The organism is Mesorhizobium sp. BR115XR7A (assembly GCF_020165315.1).
Lineage (GTDB): Bacteria > Pseudomonadota > Alphaproteobacteria > Rhizobiales > Rhizobiaceae > Mesorhizobium > Mesorhizobium australicum.
In genome coordinates, this window is sequence record NZ_JAIUHW010000006.1 from 52,635 (window position 1) to 66,106 (window position 13,472).

Here is a 13,472-nt window from a genome sequence, read left to right on the forward strand (position 1 = left end):
GAGGAAAACACCATGAGCCAGACAATCCGCCTGACGATGGCGCAGGCGCTGACCCGCTTCCTGTCCCGCCAGATGACCGAGATCGACGGGAAAAAAACGCCGATCTTCGGCGGCGTCTGGGCGATCTTCGGCCACGGCAATGTCGCCGGCATCGGCGAGGCGCTCTACCAGTTGCGCGACGAGTTGCCGACCTTCCGCGCCCACAATGAGCAGGCGATGGCGCATGCGGCGATCGCCTATGGCAAGGCCAATTTCCGCCGCCGCTTCATGGCCGCGACCTCTTCGATCGGCCCTGGCGCGCTGAACATGGTGACGGCGGCGGCCCTTGCCCACGTAAACAGGTTGCCCGTCCTGTTTTTGCCAGGCGACGTCTTTGCCAACCGCATTCCCGATCCCGTGCTGCAGCAGGCCGAGGATTTTTCCGACGGCACGGCGACGGTCAACGACTGCTTCCGCCCGGTGTCGCGCTATTTCGACCGCATCACCCGGCCGGAGCAGATCATCCCGGCGCTGAGCCGCGCCATGCAGGTGCTGACCGATCCGGCCGAATGCGGCCCGGTGACTTTGTCGCTTTGCCAGGACGTGCAGGCCGAGGCCTATGACTATCCCGAGAGTTTCTTTGCCGAGCGGATCTGGCGCCAGCGCCGGCCGCGTCCGGACCGTGACGAACTGGCGGCGGCCGTGGCGGCGCTCAAGGGAGCCAGGAAGCCGCTGATCATCGCCGGCGGCGGCGTGCTCTACTCCCAGGCTTCCGACGAACTGGCCAAGTTCGCCCAAGCCGCCGGCATTCCGGTCTGCGAAACGCAAGGCGGCAAGTCCTCGCTGCCGGACGATCACCAACTCAACATGGCAGCGGTCGGTGTTACCGGCACTTCGGCCGCCAACCGGCTGGCGGAAGAGGCCGACGTCGTGCTCGCCATCGGCACGCGGCTGCAGGATTTCACCACCGGCTCGTGGGCGCTGTTCAAGAATTCCGGCAAGACCATCATCGGGCTCAACGTGCAGCCCTTCGATGCCGGCAAGCACCGGGCGCTGCCGCTGGTCGCGGATGCCTGGGAAGGGCTGGCCGAGTTGGCAACGGCTCTGCAAGGCTGGAAGGCGCCCGCCGCCTGGACCGACAATGCGGCCGCCGGCAAGAAGGCCTGGCAGGCCGATGCGGCCAAGGTGACGGCCTCGACCAACGCTGCTTTCCCCTCGGATGCGCAGGTGATCGGCGCCGTGCAGCGCGCCATGGGCTCAGGCGTGACGCTGCTGCATGCGGCAGGCGGACTTCCCGGCGAACTGCACAAGCTCTGGCAGGCCGGTGCGCCGGGCTCCTACCACGCCGAATATGGCTTCTCGACCATGGGTTACGAGATCGCCGGCGGGCTCGGCACCAAGATGGCCAAGCCCGACGAGGAGGTCGTCGTCATGATCGGCGACGGCTCCTACTTGATGCTCAACTCCGAGATCGCCACCTCGGTGATGCTCGGCCTGAAGCTGACCGTGGTGCTGCTCGACAATAGGGGTTTTGGCTGCATCAACCGGCTGCAGATGGCGACCGGCGGCGCCAACTTCAACAATCTCTTGCAGGACTCGCGCTATGAAATCCTGCCTGACATCGACTTTGCCGCGCATGCGGCGAGCATGGGTGCGATATCAGAGAAAGTGCCGTCGGTTGCCGAGCTGGAAAACGCGCTGCAAAAAGCCAAGAAGAACGACCGCACCACCGTGCTGGTCATCGACACCGATCCGCTGGTTTCGACCGATGCCGGTGGCCATTGGTGGGACGTGGCGGTGCCCGAGGTTTCGGCGCGGCCTCAGGTGAACGCCGCGCGCAAGGCCTATGACGAGAAGCGGCGGATGCAGAGCGTCGGCGATTGACGCCAGCTCCCTTCTCCCCGTCACGATACGGGGAGAAGGTGCCGGCAGGCGGATGAGGGGCGGCGCTAGCGCCAAAAATTGAACTGTCTAATCCGGAGTGACGACTTGAAAGCCAAATTGGGCATGTCCCCCATCGCATGGTGGAACGACGATCTTGCCGAACTGAGCGATGACGTGTCGCTGGAGGAATGTCTGCGCCAGTCGCGCTCTGCCGGCTTCACCGGCATGGAGATGGGCCGGCGCTTTCCCAACGACCCCGCCATCATGCTGCCGATCCTGAAGGCCGCCGACGTGACGCTGTGCGGCGGCTGGTTCTCGGGCACGCTGGTCGATGAGGAGATGGCTGCCAACAAGGACCGCATCCAGCCGATGATCGACCTGTTCAAGGCAGTCGACGCGCCCTGCATCGTCTATGGCGAGGTCGGCCGCTCGATCCAGGGCGACCGTTCCAAGCCGCTCGCCACCAAGCCGAAGCTCACTGGCGACGAGATGAAGGCCTACGCGCGGCGCCTGACCGAATTCGGCGAATGGTGCGCCGAGCAAGGCATGCCGCTGTCCTATCACCATCACATGGCGGCCGTGGTCGAGACCGAGCCGGAGCTCGACGCCTTCATGCGCCATTCCGGCGAAGGCATCCCACTGCTGCTCGATGCCGGACACCTCGCCTTTGCCGGCGGCGACGTGCTGCGCGCCATCGACCATCACCACAAGCGCATCAGCCACGTCCATGTGAAGGACGTGCGCATGGGTGTGATCGAGAAGCTCGACCGTACGAAGCAGTCCTTCCTCGATGCCGTGGCGCGCGGCGCCTTCACCGTGCCGGGCGACGGTTCGCTCGATTTCGGCGCCATCGTGCAGCGGTTCGCCGACCACGGCTATGAAGGCTGGTTCGTGGTCGAAGCCGAGCAGGACCCGAAGAAGAACCCGCCGCTGAAGATGGCGCAGGTTGGCCACAAGGAGCTGATGCGGGTGATGACATCAGCCGGCTACACGGTGGAGACGCAAGGGTTTCCGAATGCCTGATCGGGTTCTCGCCAGGCCGGGCTTGCTGTAGGCTGGCCAGATGAAAGATTCCGAGCACCCCTTCTTCCGGCCATTGTGGCGGCGTGTCGCCGTCGTCGCGGTCTGCCTCATCTGGTCGGTCATCGAGTTCGCCACCGGCACGCCGTTCTGGGGCGTCATCGCGCTCGGCTTTGCCGGCTACGGCGCCTGGCAATTTTTTTATCTTTATAAGCCGGCCGACGAGACGAAGCCTCCGGCCGATCCGAAGGAATAAGCGGTCCATGGCGCGAGCAGTTTTGTGGATTGGATACTGCGAGCGTAACGGATCGCACACGTCGGCGATTGGCCGAAACGCCCCTCGCTTCGTCATCCTAGGGCGGAGCAGGAGCTTCGCTCCTGCTCCGCCCTAGGATGACGAAGTTGGAAGGCTAGGATAGGAGAGACAAAATGTCGAAACTGCTCGTCAAGGCCGACAAGGGCCATGGCCGCGTCGCCCATGTGACGCCGAAAAGCGCCGGCTGGACCTATGTCGGTTTCGACCTGCATCGGCTGAAGCCGGGCGAAAGCGCCTCGGGAAAGACGGACGACCGCGAAGTCTGCCTGGTGTTCGTGACCGGCAAGGGTACCGCGAAAGCCGGCGGCAAGGATCTCGGCCTGCTCGGCGAGCGCATGTCGCCCTTCGATGGCAAGCCGTGGTCGGTCTACGTGCCGCAGGGATCGGACTGGTCTGTAACGGCCGATACCGAGCTGGAACTTGGCGTCTGCTCGGCGCCTGGTCTTGGCGGTGGCCTGCCGGTCCGGGTGATCGGACCGGACGATCTCGGCCAGGAGGTGCGCGGCAAGGGCACCAATACGCGTTACGTCACCAACATCCTGCCGGAAGGCCAGCCGGCCGACTCGTTGCTGGTCGTCGAGGTCATCACGCCCGGCGGTCACACGTCGAGCTACCCGCCGCACAAGCACGACCAGGACAATCTGCCTGCCGAATCCTATCTCGAGGAAACCTACTACCATCGCCTCAACCCGCCGCAGGGCTTTGCCTTCCAGCGCGTCTACACCGATGCCGACAAAAGCGGACATCGCGCGCTGGACGAAGCCATGGCGATCGAGGACGGCGATGTGGTGCTGGTGCCCAAGGGCTATCACCCCTGTGCCGCCTGCCACGGCTATGACCTCTATTATCTCAATGTGATGGCCGGACCGAAGCGGACCTGGAAATTCCACAATGCGCCCGAGCACGAATGGTTGATGAAGGCCTGACCGTCTCGCGTTTCCGGCCGAACTTATTGGTCCAGCTGGGAAAAATCGTCGGCTAAGGACCCCAGGGGCCGATTTGCCTTCTAAAACCCGTCAAAGCTTCGTCAATCCGTCATGGAAATCACCTATGGCAACGGTTCTGACGAGGACTTCCCATGCGTTATGCGATTTATTTCACCCCCCGGCAGGACGAGCCGCTGGCGCGCATCGCCGCCGACTGGCTAGGCCGCGATCCCTTCGGTGCCGCGACCAGGCCGGTTGAGGCCGTTGCCGATCTGTCGGCAGCGGAAGTGGCCTTCCACACGGCCTCGGCACGCCGCTATGGCTTTCACGCGACGCTGAAGGCGCCCTTCCATCTGGCTGCCACGGAGACCGAGACCTCGCTGCGCGCGGCGCTGGATCATTTTGCCGAGGTTACGCCTGTCGTCACGATCCCGCGCCTTATCGTCAGCCAGATCGACAGCTTCTTCGCGCTGGTGCCGGAAGGGCCGCTGCCGCCGCTCAACCGCTTCGCCGACAATGTGGTACGCGATTTCGACCGGTTTCGCGCACCGCTGTCAGAGGCCGAGATCGAGCGGCGCAGCCCGGATTCGCTGAAGCCGGCCGAGTTTCGCAATCTCTGCCAATGGGGCTATCCCTATGTCTTCGAGACCTTCCGCTTCCACATGACCCTGTCCGGCCGGGCCGGCCCACAGGAAAGCCCTCGCCTGCGCGCCGCCATCGACAGCCTTTTCGCCGATGTGTTGCGCCAGCCCGTGCTGGTGGATGCGCTGACATTGTTCGTCGAACCCGAACCCGGCGCGCCATTCATGGTGCTTTCCCAGCACGCGCTCGGACGCCGCCCGGCCCGGAAAACCGCCTGAACGAAACCCGACTGCAAGAACCAAGGACTACCCGCAATGACCGCCGAAACTGTTCTTTCCAACGCCCGCATCGTTCTTGCCGACGAGATCGTCGAAGGGTCACTGGTGCTGCGCGATGGCTTGATCGCCGGCATCGATGGCGATGCTGCCCGAACCGGCGAGGACATGGGCGGCGACTTTATCATTCCAGGGCTGGTCGAACTCCACACCGACCATCTCGAGGGCCATTATGCGCCGCGGCCGAAAGTGCGCTGGAACCCGATCGCCGCGGTGCTCGCCCATGACGCGCAGGTGGCGACCGCCGGCATCACGACCGTGCTCGATGCCTTGCGCGTCGGCATGGACGAGGACGCCGACCTGACATTGGACGACATTCGCAAGCTGGCCGATGCGATCGAGGACAGCGTCGCGCGGGATCGTCTGCGGGCCGATCACTTCCTGCATCTTCGCTGCGAGGTTTCAGCACCGGATTGCCTCGACGCATTCGCCAATTTCGACGGTGACGAACGGGTCAAGCTGGCGTCGCTGATGGACCATGCGCCAGGCCAGCGCCAGTTCGTCAACCTTGAAACCTATGCCTACTACTACCAGCGCAAGCTGAAACTCTCGGATCGCGATTTCCAGAAATTCTGCGAGAAGCGGATGGCCGAATCGGCACGCAACTCTGGGCCGAACCGCGTCTTCATCGCCGCCGCCTGCCAGGAGCGCGGCATCGTGCTCGCGAGCCATGACGATGCGACGTCCGCTCATGTCGACGAGGCCATCGAGCAGGGCGTGCGGGTCGCCGAGTTCCCGACCACCGAGGAAGCGGCGCGGGCCTCGAAGGCCGCCGGGCTCGGCGTGCTTATGGGCGCGCCCAATGTCATGCGCGGCGCCTCGCATTCGGGCAATGTCTCGGCACGCACCTTGGCCAGCGACGGCCTGCTCGACATCCTTTCGTCCGACTACATTCCCTTCAGCCTGATCCAGTCGGCCTTCTTCCTCGGCGACATGGTCGAAGGCATTTCGCTGCCGCAGGCCGTCGCCATGGTTTCGAAGAACCCGGCGCAGGCCGTCGGCCTCGACGACCGCGGCGTCATCGAGCAGGGCCGTCGCGCCGATCTGGTGCGCGTGCGCGTCGACGATCATGTTCCGGTCGTGCGCACCGTCTGGCGGCAGGGACGCCGGGTGGCATGATGGTGTCGGCCTCGATCGAGCGCGAACTGTCCGCCGAAACCTTTCCGATCCGTCACGGCGTCTTTGTCGCTGTCGTGGGCCCCAGCGGTGCCGGCAAGGACACGGTGATCGGCTATGCCAAGGCGCTCTTTGCCGACGAGACGCAGCTGGAGTTCGTGCGCCGCGTCATCACCAGGCCGAGCGATGCGGCGAGCGAAGACCACGATACGCTGGCCGACGCCGCCTTCGCCGAGGCCGATGCCGACGGCGCTTTCGCCATCTCCTGGGAAGCGCATGGCCTGCGCTATGGCCTGCCTGCCGATGTCGACTGGTCTGTTTCCAATGGACATGTCGCCATCGCCAACGTGTCGCGCGCGATCATCCCCACCTTGCGCGAGCGCTATGCCAATCTGGCGATCGTCGAGATCACCGCTTCGCCCGAGGTGCTGGCCGAGCGGCTGGCGATGCGCGGCCGCGAGTCGCGCGGCGAGGTGCTGGCGCGGCTGGCGCGCAGCGCCAATATGAGCTTGTCCGGCCCTGGCGTCACATCGATCGACAACAGCGGTCCGCGCGAAGTGGCCGGCGAGCGTTTCGCCGAAGTGCTGCGCAAGGCCATGGCCTTTTCCGACATGTCGGGCCTGATCTGATCCGGGCTTGTTTCACCCGCCTGCTTGCGCTGCCGCTGGAAACGCCCCGGGCTGCTGGCCGCATGGGGTGATTCTGGATTACGCTCCGGGGATTCGCCCCAGGAATCAGGGTCGAGCCAGACAGGAAGCTTCATGCAGACACTGACACCCGTCCTCTCGACAATCGCGGCGGCATTTCTCGCCTCGCTGGTCGAGGTCGTCGAAGCTTTCACCATCGTGCTTGCGGTGGGGGTGACGCGCAGCTGGCGCCCGGCATTGACCGGCGCCGCGCTGGCGCTGGCGGTGCTGGCGGCCCTGGTGCTGGCCTTCGGCCCGCTGCTGGCGCTGGTCCCGATCACCACGCTGCAGTTCGTCGTCGGGGTGCTGCTCATCCTGTTTGGTATGCGCTGGCTTCGAAAAGCCATCCTGCGCAGCGTCGGCGTCATTGCCCTGCATGACGAGGAAGCGGCCTTCGCCAAGGAAACCGCGGCCCTCCACCGGCAGGCCGCCGACCGGCGCGCCGACTACCTCGCCGGGCTGGCCTCGTTCAAGGCGGTGCTGCTCGAGGGTGTCGAGGTGGTGTTCATCGTCATTGCCGTCGGCGCCGCGCATGGGCAGACATTTTACGCCAGCATGGGTGCGCTGGCGGCTTTCATCCTGGTGATGCTTGTCGGCCTGGCCGTCCACCGGCCGCTGGCGCGCGTGCCCGAGAATGCGCTCAAATTCGTGGTCGGGCTGATGCTGACCAGCTTTGGCATCTTCTGGACCGGCGAAGGCATCGGCGCCCATTGGCCGGGCGCCGATCTTGCCTTGCTCGCCATCTTCGCCATCGTCGCGCTGGCGTCCTTCGCCATGGTGCGCTGGCTGCGCGGCATCCTTCCAACGGCAGCCGGAGGGCTCGCCCGATGAACGTCCTTCGTCTCGTTGCCAGGGAAGTCTTCGGCATGTTCGTCGACGACGGCAATCTGGCGCTGCTGGCGCTGGTCCTGGTGGCCGCCGTCACCGCGGCGGTGAAGTTGCTCGCGCTGCCGCCGCTGCTTGGCGGCGGGCTGCTGCTGGTCGGCTGCCTTGCCATCCTGTTGCAAAGCGTTCGCCGCGCCGCGCGCCAGGGCGGCAGGTAATTTCAGTCAAGCCGCATGGCTGATAACCAGAGGGTGGCCGCGAAAGGCACGCCACCCCGTCAGCTCCCAGCACCGGTAAGCTATTTCTGCCGGGAGGAACCTATTCGGCGGCGGCGCCGACCGCGCCCTTGCGGGCGGCATCGACCATCCGCCGGCGCGCCCGGAACACACCCCATTGCTGGTCGACCAGCACGCCGATGAGGATGACGCCACCCATCACCGCGAAGTTGAGGGAGGAGGGAATGCCGAGCAGGTTGACGAGGTTCTGCAGTTCCTGCAGCAGCACCGTGCCGAGGATGACGCCGATCAGCGAGCCCTCGCCGCCGCGCAGAGAGAAGCCGCCGAGCACCGCGGCCGCAATGGCGTAGAGCTCGTAGAACTGGCCGTGGCTGGCCGGCGAGATCGAGCGCGTGTACATGGCGAAATAGATCGCCGACAGGGCGGTAAGCACGCCGCAGATGACGTAAGCCGCCATGACGACGCGGCCGGTGCGAATGCCGGAATATTTCGCCGCCTCCTCGTTCTTGCCGATGGCGTAGAGATAGCGGCCGAACACCGAGCGGTGCAGCACCACCCACATGACGATGGCGATGACGATCAGCGCGAAGAAGGAGTTCGGCACGCCCCAGGAGCGGCCGGCGGTCAGGAATTCGAGATCGGGAAAATTCTGCCCGAAGGCGAAACCGGCGGTGCCGTCAGCGGTGTAGAAGCGCGCGACGCCGCGATAGATCAAAAGCCCGCACAAGGTCACGACGAAGGGCTGCAGCTTGAGCCGCGTGATCAGCCAGCCATGCGCCAGGCCGATGATGGCGCCGAGCACCAGGATGAGCACGAAGGCAACAGGCCATCCCATGCCGCGCACGGCGATGAAGTCGATGAACAGCGTGCCCAGCAACGCGACAACGGAGCCGACGGACAGTTCGATGCCGCCGGTGATGATGACGAACGCCTGGCCGATGGAGAGGATGCCGAACAGGCCGATCAGGTTCGAGGTGTTGGCGAGGTTGATCGGCAAGAGGAAGCGCGGATTGATGATGGCGACGATCGCCCCGACCACCAGGATCAGGATCAGCAGGCCGAGATCTTTCTTTGTCATCGTCGTCTCCGCTTACGGCCTGTTCGCCGGTTTGCCCACCGCGAGCAAAAGCACGTTTTCCTGGCTGAACTGATCCTTGTCGAGAATGCCCGAGATCTGGCCCTCATGCATGACGGCGATGCGATCGGAGACGCCGATCACCTCTTCCATGTCGGAAGAGATCATCAGCACGGCGACGCCGGCGTCGGCCAATGCCCGCATCAGCCCGTAGATCTCGGCCTTGGCGCCGATATCGATGCCGCGCGTCGGCTCGTCGAGGATCATCACCTTCGGGTTCATGGCCAGCCATTTGCCGAGCACTACCTTCTGCTGGTTGCCGCCCGACAGCGTGCCGGTGCGCGTCTGCACGGAGGGCGCCTTGATGCCGAGGTTTTTCTTCTGCTTCTCGGCGGTGGCGGTCTCGGCGCTTGCGGAGACCAGCGAGCGCCTGGCATGCGCCGGCAGATTGGGGAGTGAAATATTCTGGGCGATCGACAGGTCGAGCAGGATGCCGGTCAGCTTGCGGTCTTCCGGCACAAGGAAGATGCCTTGCGCGACTGCGTCCGCCGCGCTGGCGAGCGTTAACGGCTTGCCGTTGAGCTCCAGCGTGCCGCCAAGGCTGGCTTCGATGCCGAAGAACACCCGCGCCAGTTCGGTTCGGCCGGAGCCGACAAGGCCGGCAAGGCCGAGGATTTCGCCGCGCCTGACGTCGAGATCGACCGGCCGGCTGGGGTAGGTGGGGGTGCGGACGGCCTTGGCCGCAAGCGCCACGGCGCCGGGCGCACGCGCCGCCTCGGAGGCCTTCTCGCGCTCCTTCAGCATGCGGCCGATCATCAGCTTGACCATCTGGTCGTGATTGATGTCGCGCTTGCCGAGCGTCCCGGCCAGCATGCCGTCGCGCAGCACCACGACGCGGTCGGCGACGCGCTCGATCTCGTGCAGGCGGTGCGAGATGAAGATGACGCTGATGCCGTCGGCCTTCAGTGCCTTGATGACGTCGAGCAGCTTGTCGGTCTCGGCCAGCGGCAAGCTCGATGTAGGCTCGTCGAGGATCACCAGCCTCGCCTTGATCGACAGCGCCTTGGCGATCTCGACCATCTGCTGCTGCGCCAGCGACAGATCCGCGACCTGCGTGTCGGCGGAGAAGTTGGCGCCGACGCGCTTCAGCAGCGGCGCCACCATGTCGCGCAGTTTCGCGCGGTCGACCAGTCTCAGCGGTCCGGCGCGCAGCGGCTCGCGGCCGAAGAAGATGTTGGCGGCGACGTCGAGGTTTTCGAAGAGGTTGAGTTCCTGGTGGACGAAGGCGATGCCCGAACCCAGACTCCCCTCCACGCTCAGGCCTTTGTGGGCGGCGCCGTCGACCGTGATGGCACCGCTATCGGGCGTGGTGACGCCGCCGAGGATCTTCATCAGCGTCGATTTGCCGGCGCCATTCTCGCCGACCAGGCCGATGACCTCGCCCGGCCTGACCTCCATGGAAAACCCGTCGAGCGCCACGACGCCCGGATAGGTCTTGCGCACGTTCTCGAGGCTGAGAAACGGGGTGGTCGCCGCGATGGATGTGTCGGAATAATTCATCATGCCTGACAGCAGCCGGTGGGCCGAAATGCCCATTCTGCAGACTGACGACCCCGGCAGGGTTCGTCAATGCGAACAGCCGGCTCAAGCGAAGTTGAGCCGGCTGAACTGCTTCTGGTCTTAGTTTCCAGCCATCGCCTTGAGATTGGCGGCGTAAGCGTCGACGTCATCCTTGCCGATGATCTTGGTCGGGATGATGATCAAATTGCCGGCCGGGATGCCCGACTTGTCACCCTTGAGATAGGCGGCCATCAGCTTCATGCCCTGATAGGCCCATTCGAAGGGCTGCTGCACGACGGTGGCGGCAATGGTGCCTTCCTTGACGCCGCCCAGCGTGATCGGATCGTCGTCGAAGCCGACGACGGTGATCGAGCCAAGCTTGCCGGCATCGCGCAGCGCTTCATAGATGCGTGGCGTGTTGTAGGAGTAGAAGCCGACCATGCAGGTGACGTCGGGGCTGGCGACCAGCGCGTCCTCGACATTCTTCTTGGCACGCGCCTGGTCAATGTCGTCGCCGCGTACGTCGACGAGTTCGATCTTGGTGCCGGCGAGGCCGTCCTTCATGCCCTGGATGCGCTCCTTGGCATTGTCGGCGCCGAGCAGGCCGACGAAGCCCAGGCACTTGCCGCCGTCCGGCATCGCCTTCTTGGCGATTTCGGCCGCCTGCTTGCCGGCGTCGACATTGGACGAGCCGATATAGGCGACACGCTTGGTCTGCGGGGCGTCGCTATCGGTGGTGAACAGCGCCGTTTGCGAAGCGATCTTGTTCAGGCCATCCGTCGAGGTCTTGGGATCGACGGCCGAGACCATGATGCCCTTGACGCCGGCGGTCACCAGGTCGTCCATCAGCCGCTGCTGGATGGCGACCGAGGATTGTTCGGGATATTTGAGTTCGAGCGTGTAGTCGGGCAGTTCGCCCTGCGCCTTCTTGACGCCGGCTTCGGCCGCTTTCCAGAAGTCGGAAGCGCCGTTGACGACGAAGGCCAGCGTCGGCTTGTCGTCGGCGCGCGCGATTGCCGTCGCCGTCAGGCCGACAGCCAGGGCCGCGGCGGCCACGGATGCATTGCGTATCAAGGATTTCATGTTCAACCTCCCGTTTTGGTCAGTCGTAGGGCTGACCGGACTTGCTCACTGGATTGTCTTGCACACTAAATTTGTCTTGCTCACCTGAATTGCCGTCTGCGGCGTGGACGCCCTCCTCCTCAAGGGGTTCCCGGCAGTGAAAGAATGGCGTCGTTACCAGCCACGGCCACGGACTTTAGAGACTCATTCCTCGTTCGTAAATAGTCCGATTTGTCTGACATATCACATATCTGAGACATGGTTTGCGGAAGTCATATCCGCTCCCCATCGGGCCATTCACAGACACTTCCATCGCAGCCGGACCAATGGGGGCCGGAGGCGATGGATTGACGGTATAGCGCATCCTTGTATTAGTAAACACTATTAGCAAACGACCGTTCCGGTGGCGCTCTGGTGTCACGGCCGAATCGGTTTGCCGACGCGGTGATGGCTGATCCCACGCAGCGGGGGCTTTGCGACCTCTGGTTTTGCGAGGGCTCGAGCCTGTATGGCGGGAGTGGGCCTAAGGATGGTAATAGTTATTAGTTCGGTCGATGCGCATGTGAATCGGAAGCGTCGCCTCATCTTGTCGGCCCGGCGGGCTACAGCTAGACAGGCTGGGAATTTGGGGGCGGCATGAGCGAGACGACGGACCAGGCCATCAGGAAGCGCCGCAAGGCGGCGGCAAAGCCCAAGGGCCGCGTCACCATGACCGACATCGCACGCGCCGCCGGCTGCTCGCAGGCGACGGTTTCCTTCGTGCTCAACAATTCACCTGGCATTCGCCTGTCCCGGCAGACTCGGGAGCGGGTGATCGAGGCGGCGCGCGCGCTTGGCTACAGCGCCCCCGCCTTCTCCGCGCTGAAGCCCGTTGCGGCTTTCGAGGGGGCTTTTGATGGCCCCGCCTTCGACGGACTCGACGGCGTGATCGGCTTCGCCGTCGACCAGCTCGCCACCAGCCCGGAAGCCGTGGTCGCCATCGAGGGCGCGCGCCAGGCCTCGTGGAATGCTGGCAACGTGCTTCTGGTGGCGCAGACCATGGGAGACGCCGTGATGGAGTCGCGCGCCATTTCGGCGCTGACCAGGCGCGGCATTTCGGCATTGATCTACATGACCATCTTCACCCGCGAAATCACGGCGCCCGACTTCCTCTACGGCCTCGACATTCCGGTCATTCTGCTCAACTGCTACACGGCGGACTATGCATTCCCCGCCGTGGTGCCCTCCGAAATCGCCGGCGGCCAGAGCTCGACGCGACACCTGATCAGCCACGGCCACCGCCGCATCGCCACCATCACGGGCGAACCCTGGATGCAGGCAGCACAGGACCGGCTGAAAGGCTACCGCCGCGCGCTCGCCACCGCCGACATCCCCTTCGACCCCGAACTGGTGGTCGAGGGCGACTGGTCGGCCAGCGCCGGCTACGCCGCGACAGTGAAGCTCTTGGCCCTGAAGGACCGCCCGACCGCCATCTTCTGCCAGAACGACCGCACCGCGATCGGCTGCTACGAAGCCCTGAAGGAAGCCGGCCTGCACATTCCCGCCGACATCTCGGTCGTTGGCTATGACGACGAGGAAATCGCCCGGCATTTGTTCCCGCCGCTGACGACGTCGATCCTTCCGCACATGGCCATGGGCCAATGGGCGATCGAGCAGCTGGAAGCGCCTGCGATAGTGGGGCGGGGGCGATATCCAATCACCAAGCTGGAATGCCCGCTGGTGGAGCGCGAGAGCGTGGCGGCATTCAAGGGTGTCGCATAAGAGCCGGACTTTTCCTCCCGCACTCGGAGGCAGGCGTCCGCCGTGCTCCCCTGCCTTGGCTTCATCCTGATAGAGGTCTAGCCTGCGCCCGCAGCCAAGGGAGGGGTAT

At 64.7% G+C, this 13,472-nt stretch carries 13 protein-coding genes; 10 read left to right on the forward strand and 3 right to left on the reverse strand.

Annotated elements, in window-relative coordinates; all coding sequences use genetic code 11:
- Window positions 1–12 precede the first annotated feature (12 nt).
- The 9 genes from iolD to LB557_RS14375 all read left to right on the forward strand — a co-directional run bounded on the left by iolD (window position 13) and on the right by LB557_RS14375 (window position 7,887).
- Window positions 13–1,863: a 3D-(3,5/4)-trihydroxycyclohexane-1,2-dione acylhydrolase (decyclizing) gene (iolD, locus tag LB557_RS14335; protein ID WP_224642961.1), complete on the forward strand. Its 1,851-nt coding sequence runs from the start codon at window positions 13–15 to the stop codon at window positions 1,861–1,863.
- A gap of 105 nt (window positions 1,864–1,968) precedes the next feature.
- Window positions 1,969–2,886 (forward strand): myo-inosose-2 dehydratase, encoded by a 918-nt coding sequence (gene iolE, locus LB557_RS14340; RefSeq protein ID WP_224642962.1) that lies wholly within the window; start codon window positions 1,969–1,971, stop codon window positions 2,884–2,886.
- A gap of 40 nt (window positions 2,887–2,926) precedes the next feature.
- Complete coding sequence (locus LB557_RS14345) at window positions 2,927–3,139, forward strand: DUF3329 domain-containing protein (RefSeq protein WP_015314553.1); 213 nt, start codon at window positions 2,927–2,929, stop codon at window positions 3,137–3,139.
- Between the two features lie 173 nt (window positions 3,140–3,312).
- Window positions 3,313–4,125, forward strand: coding sequence for a 5-deoxy-glucuronate isomerase (iolB, locus tag LB557_RS14350; RefSeq protein ID WP_140711811.1), 813 nt, complete (start codon window positions 3,313–3,315; stop codon window positions 4,123–4,125).
- A 152-nt stretch (window positions 4,126–4,277) separates the two neighbouring features.
- Window positions 4,278–4,985, forward strand: a complete 708-nt coding sequence (locus tag LB557_RS14355) for a DUF1045 domain-containing protein (protein ID WP_015314551.1) — start codon at window positions 4,278–4,280, stop codon at window positions 4,983–4,985.
- 36 nt (window positions 4,986–5,021) lie between these two features.
- Entirely contained in the window at window positions 5,022–6,161 is a 1,140-nt protein-coding gene (locus LB557_RS14360; RefSeq protein WP_140615353.1) for an alpha-D-ribose 1-methylphosphonate 5-triphosphate diphosphatase, read from the forward strand.
- Window positions 6,158–6,787 carry a phosphonate metabolism protein/1,5-bisphosphokinase (PRPP-forming) PhnN gene (gene phnN, locus LB557_RS14365; protein WP_224643484.1) on the forward strand — a complete coding sequence of 210 codons (630 nt, stop codon included), beginning with the start codon at window positions 6,158–6,160 and terminating at the stop codon, window positions 6,785–6,787. Before LB557_RS14360 ends, phnN begins: the two co-directional genes overlap by 4 nt.
- A 132-nt stretch (window positions 6,788–6,919) precedes the next feature.
- On the forward strand, window positions 6,920–7,675 hold the full coding sequence (locus LB557_RS14370; RefSeq protein ID WP_224643483.1) for a COG4280 domain-containing protein: 756 nt from the start codon (window positions 6,920–6,922) through the stop codon (window positions 7,673–7,675).
- Window positions 7,672–7,887: a hypothetical protein gene (locus LB557_RS14375; protein WP_140824239.1), complete on the forward strand. Its 216-nt coding sequence runs from the start codon at window positions 7,672–7,674 to the stop codon at window positions 7,885–7,887. Before LB557_RS14370 ends, LB557_RS14375 begins: the two co-directional genes overlap by 4 nt.
- Window positions 7,888–7,987: 100 nt before the next feature.
- Here LB557_RS14375 and LB557_RS14380 read toward each other — a convergent pair whose 3' ends face one another.
- The 3 genes from LB557_RS14380 to LB557_RS14390 all read right to left on the reverse strand — a co-directional run bounded on the left by LB557_RS14380 (window position 7,988) and on the right by LB557_RS14390 (window position 11,623).
- The gene (locus LB557_RS14380) at window positions 7,988–8,983 is read right to left on the reverse strand and encodes an ABC transporter permease (protein ID WP_015314546.1); all 996 of its coding nucleotides are present in this window, start codon (window positions 8,981–8,983) and stop codon (window positions 7,988–7,990) included.
- Window positions 8,984–8,995: 12 nt separating this feature from the next.
- A complete protein-coding gene (locus tag LB557_RS14385; RefSeq protein WP_015314545.1) occupies window positions 8,996–10,540 on the reverse strand; it encodes a sugar ABC transporter ATP-binding protein in 1,545 nt (514 codons plus the stop codon).
- Between the two features lie 120 nt (window positions 10,541–10,660).
- Window positions 10,661–11,623, reverse strand: coding sequence for a sugar-binding protein (locus tag LB557_RS14390; RefSeq protein ID WP_015314544.1), 963 nt, complete (start codon window positions 11,621–11,623; stop codon window positions 10,661–10,663).
- 615 nt (window positions 11,624–12,238) lie between these two features.
- Here LB557_RS14390 and LB557_RS14395 point away from each other — a divergent pair.
- A complete protein-coding gene (locus LB557_RS14395) occupies window positions 12,239–13,363 on the forward strand; it encodes a LacI family DNA-binding transcriptional regulator (protein ID WP_015314543.1) in 1,125 nt (374 codons plus the stop codon).
- Window positions 13,364–13,472: the final 109 nt, after the last annotated feature.

Coding starts and splice junctions, on each gene's coding strand:
- iolD (WP_224642961.1), top strand. CDS start 13: ATGAGCCAGACAATCCGCCTGACGATGGCGCAGGCGCTGACCCGCTTC.
- LB557_RS14345 (WP_015314553.1), top strand. CDS start 2,927: ATGAAAGATTCCGAGCACCCCTTCTTCCGGCCATTGTGGCGGCGTGTC.
- iolB (WP_140711811.1), top strand. CDS start 3,313: ATGTCGAAACTGCTCGTCAAGGCCGACAAGGGCCATGGCCGCGTCGCC.
- LB557_RS14355 (WP_015314551.1), top strand. CDS start 4,278: ATGCGTTATGCGATTTATTTCACCCCCCGGCAGGACGAGCCGCTGGCG.
- LB557_RS14360 (WP_140615353.1), top strand. CDS start 5,022: ATGACCGCCGAAACTGTTCTTTCCAACGCCCGCATCGTTCTTGCCGAC.
- phnN (WP_224643484.1), top strand. CDS start 6,158: ATGATGGTGTCGGCCTCGATCGAGCGCGAACTGTCCGCCGAAACCTTT.
- LB557_RS14370 (WP_224643483.1), top strand. CDS start 6,920: ATGCAGACACTGACACCCGTCCTCTCGACAATCGCGGCGGCATTTCTC.
- LB557_RS14375 (WP_140824239.1), top strand. CDS start 7,672: ATGAACGTCCTTCGTCTCGTTGCCAGGGAAGTCTTCGGCATGTTCGTC.
- LB557_RS14380 (WP_015314546.1), bottom strand. CDS start 8,983: ATGACAAAGAAAGATCTCGGCCTGCTGATCCTGATCCTGGTGGTCGGG.
- LB557_RS14385 (WP_015314545.1), bottom strand. CDS start 10,540: ATGAATTATTCCGACACATCCATCGCGGCGACCACCCCGTTTCTCAGC.
- LB557_RS14390 (WP_015314544.1), bottom strand. CDS start 11,623: ATGAAATCCTTGATACGCAATGCATCCGTGGCCGCCGCGGCCCTGGCT.
- LB557_RS14395 (WP_015314543.1), top strand. CDS start 12,239: ATGAGCGAGACGACGGACCAGGCCATCAGGAAGCGCCGCAAGGCGGCG.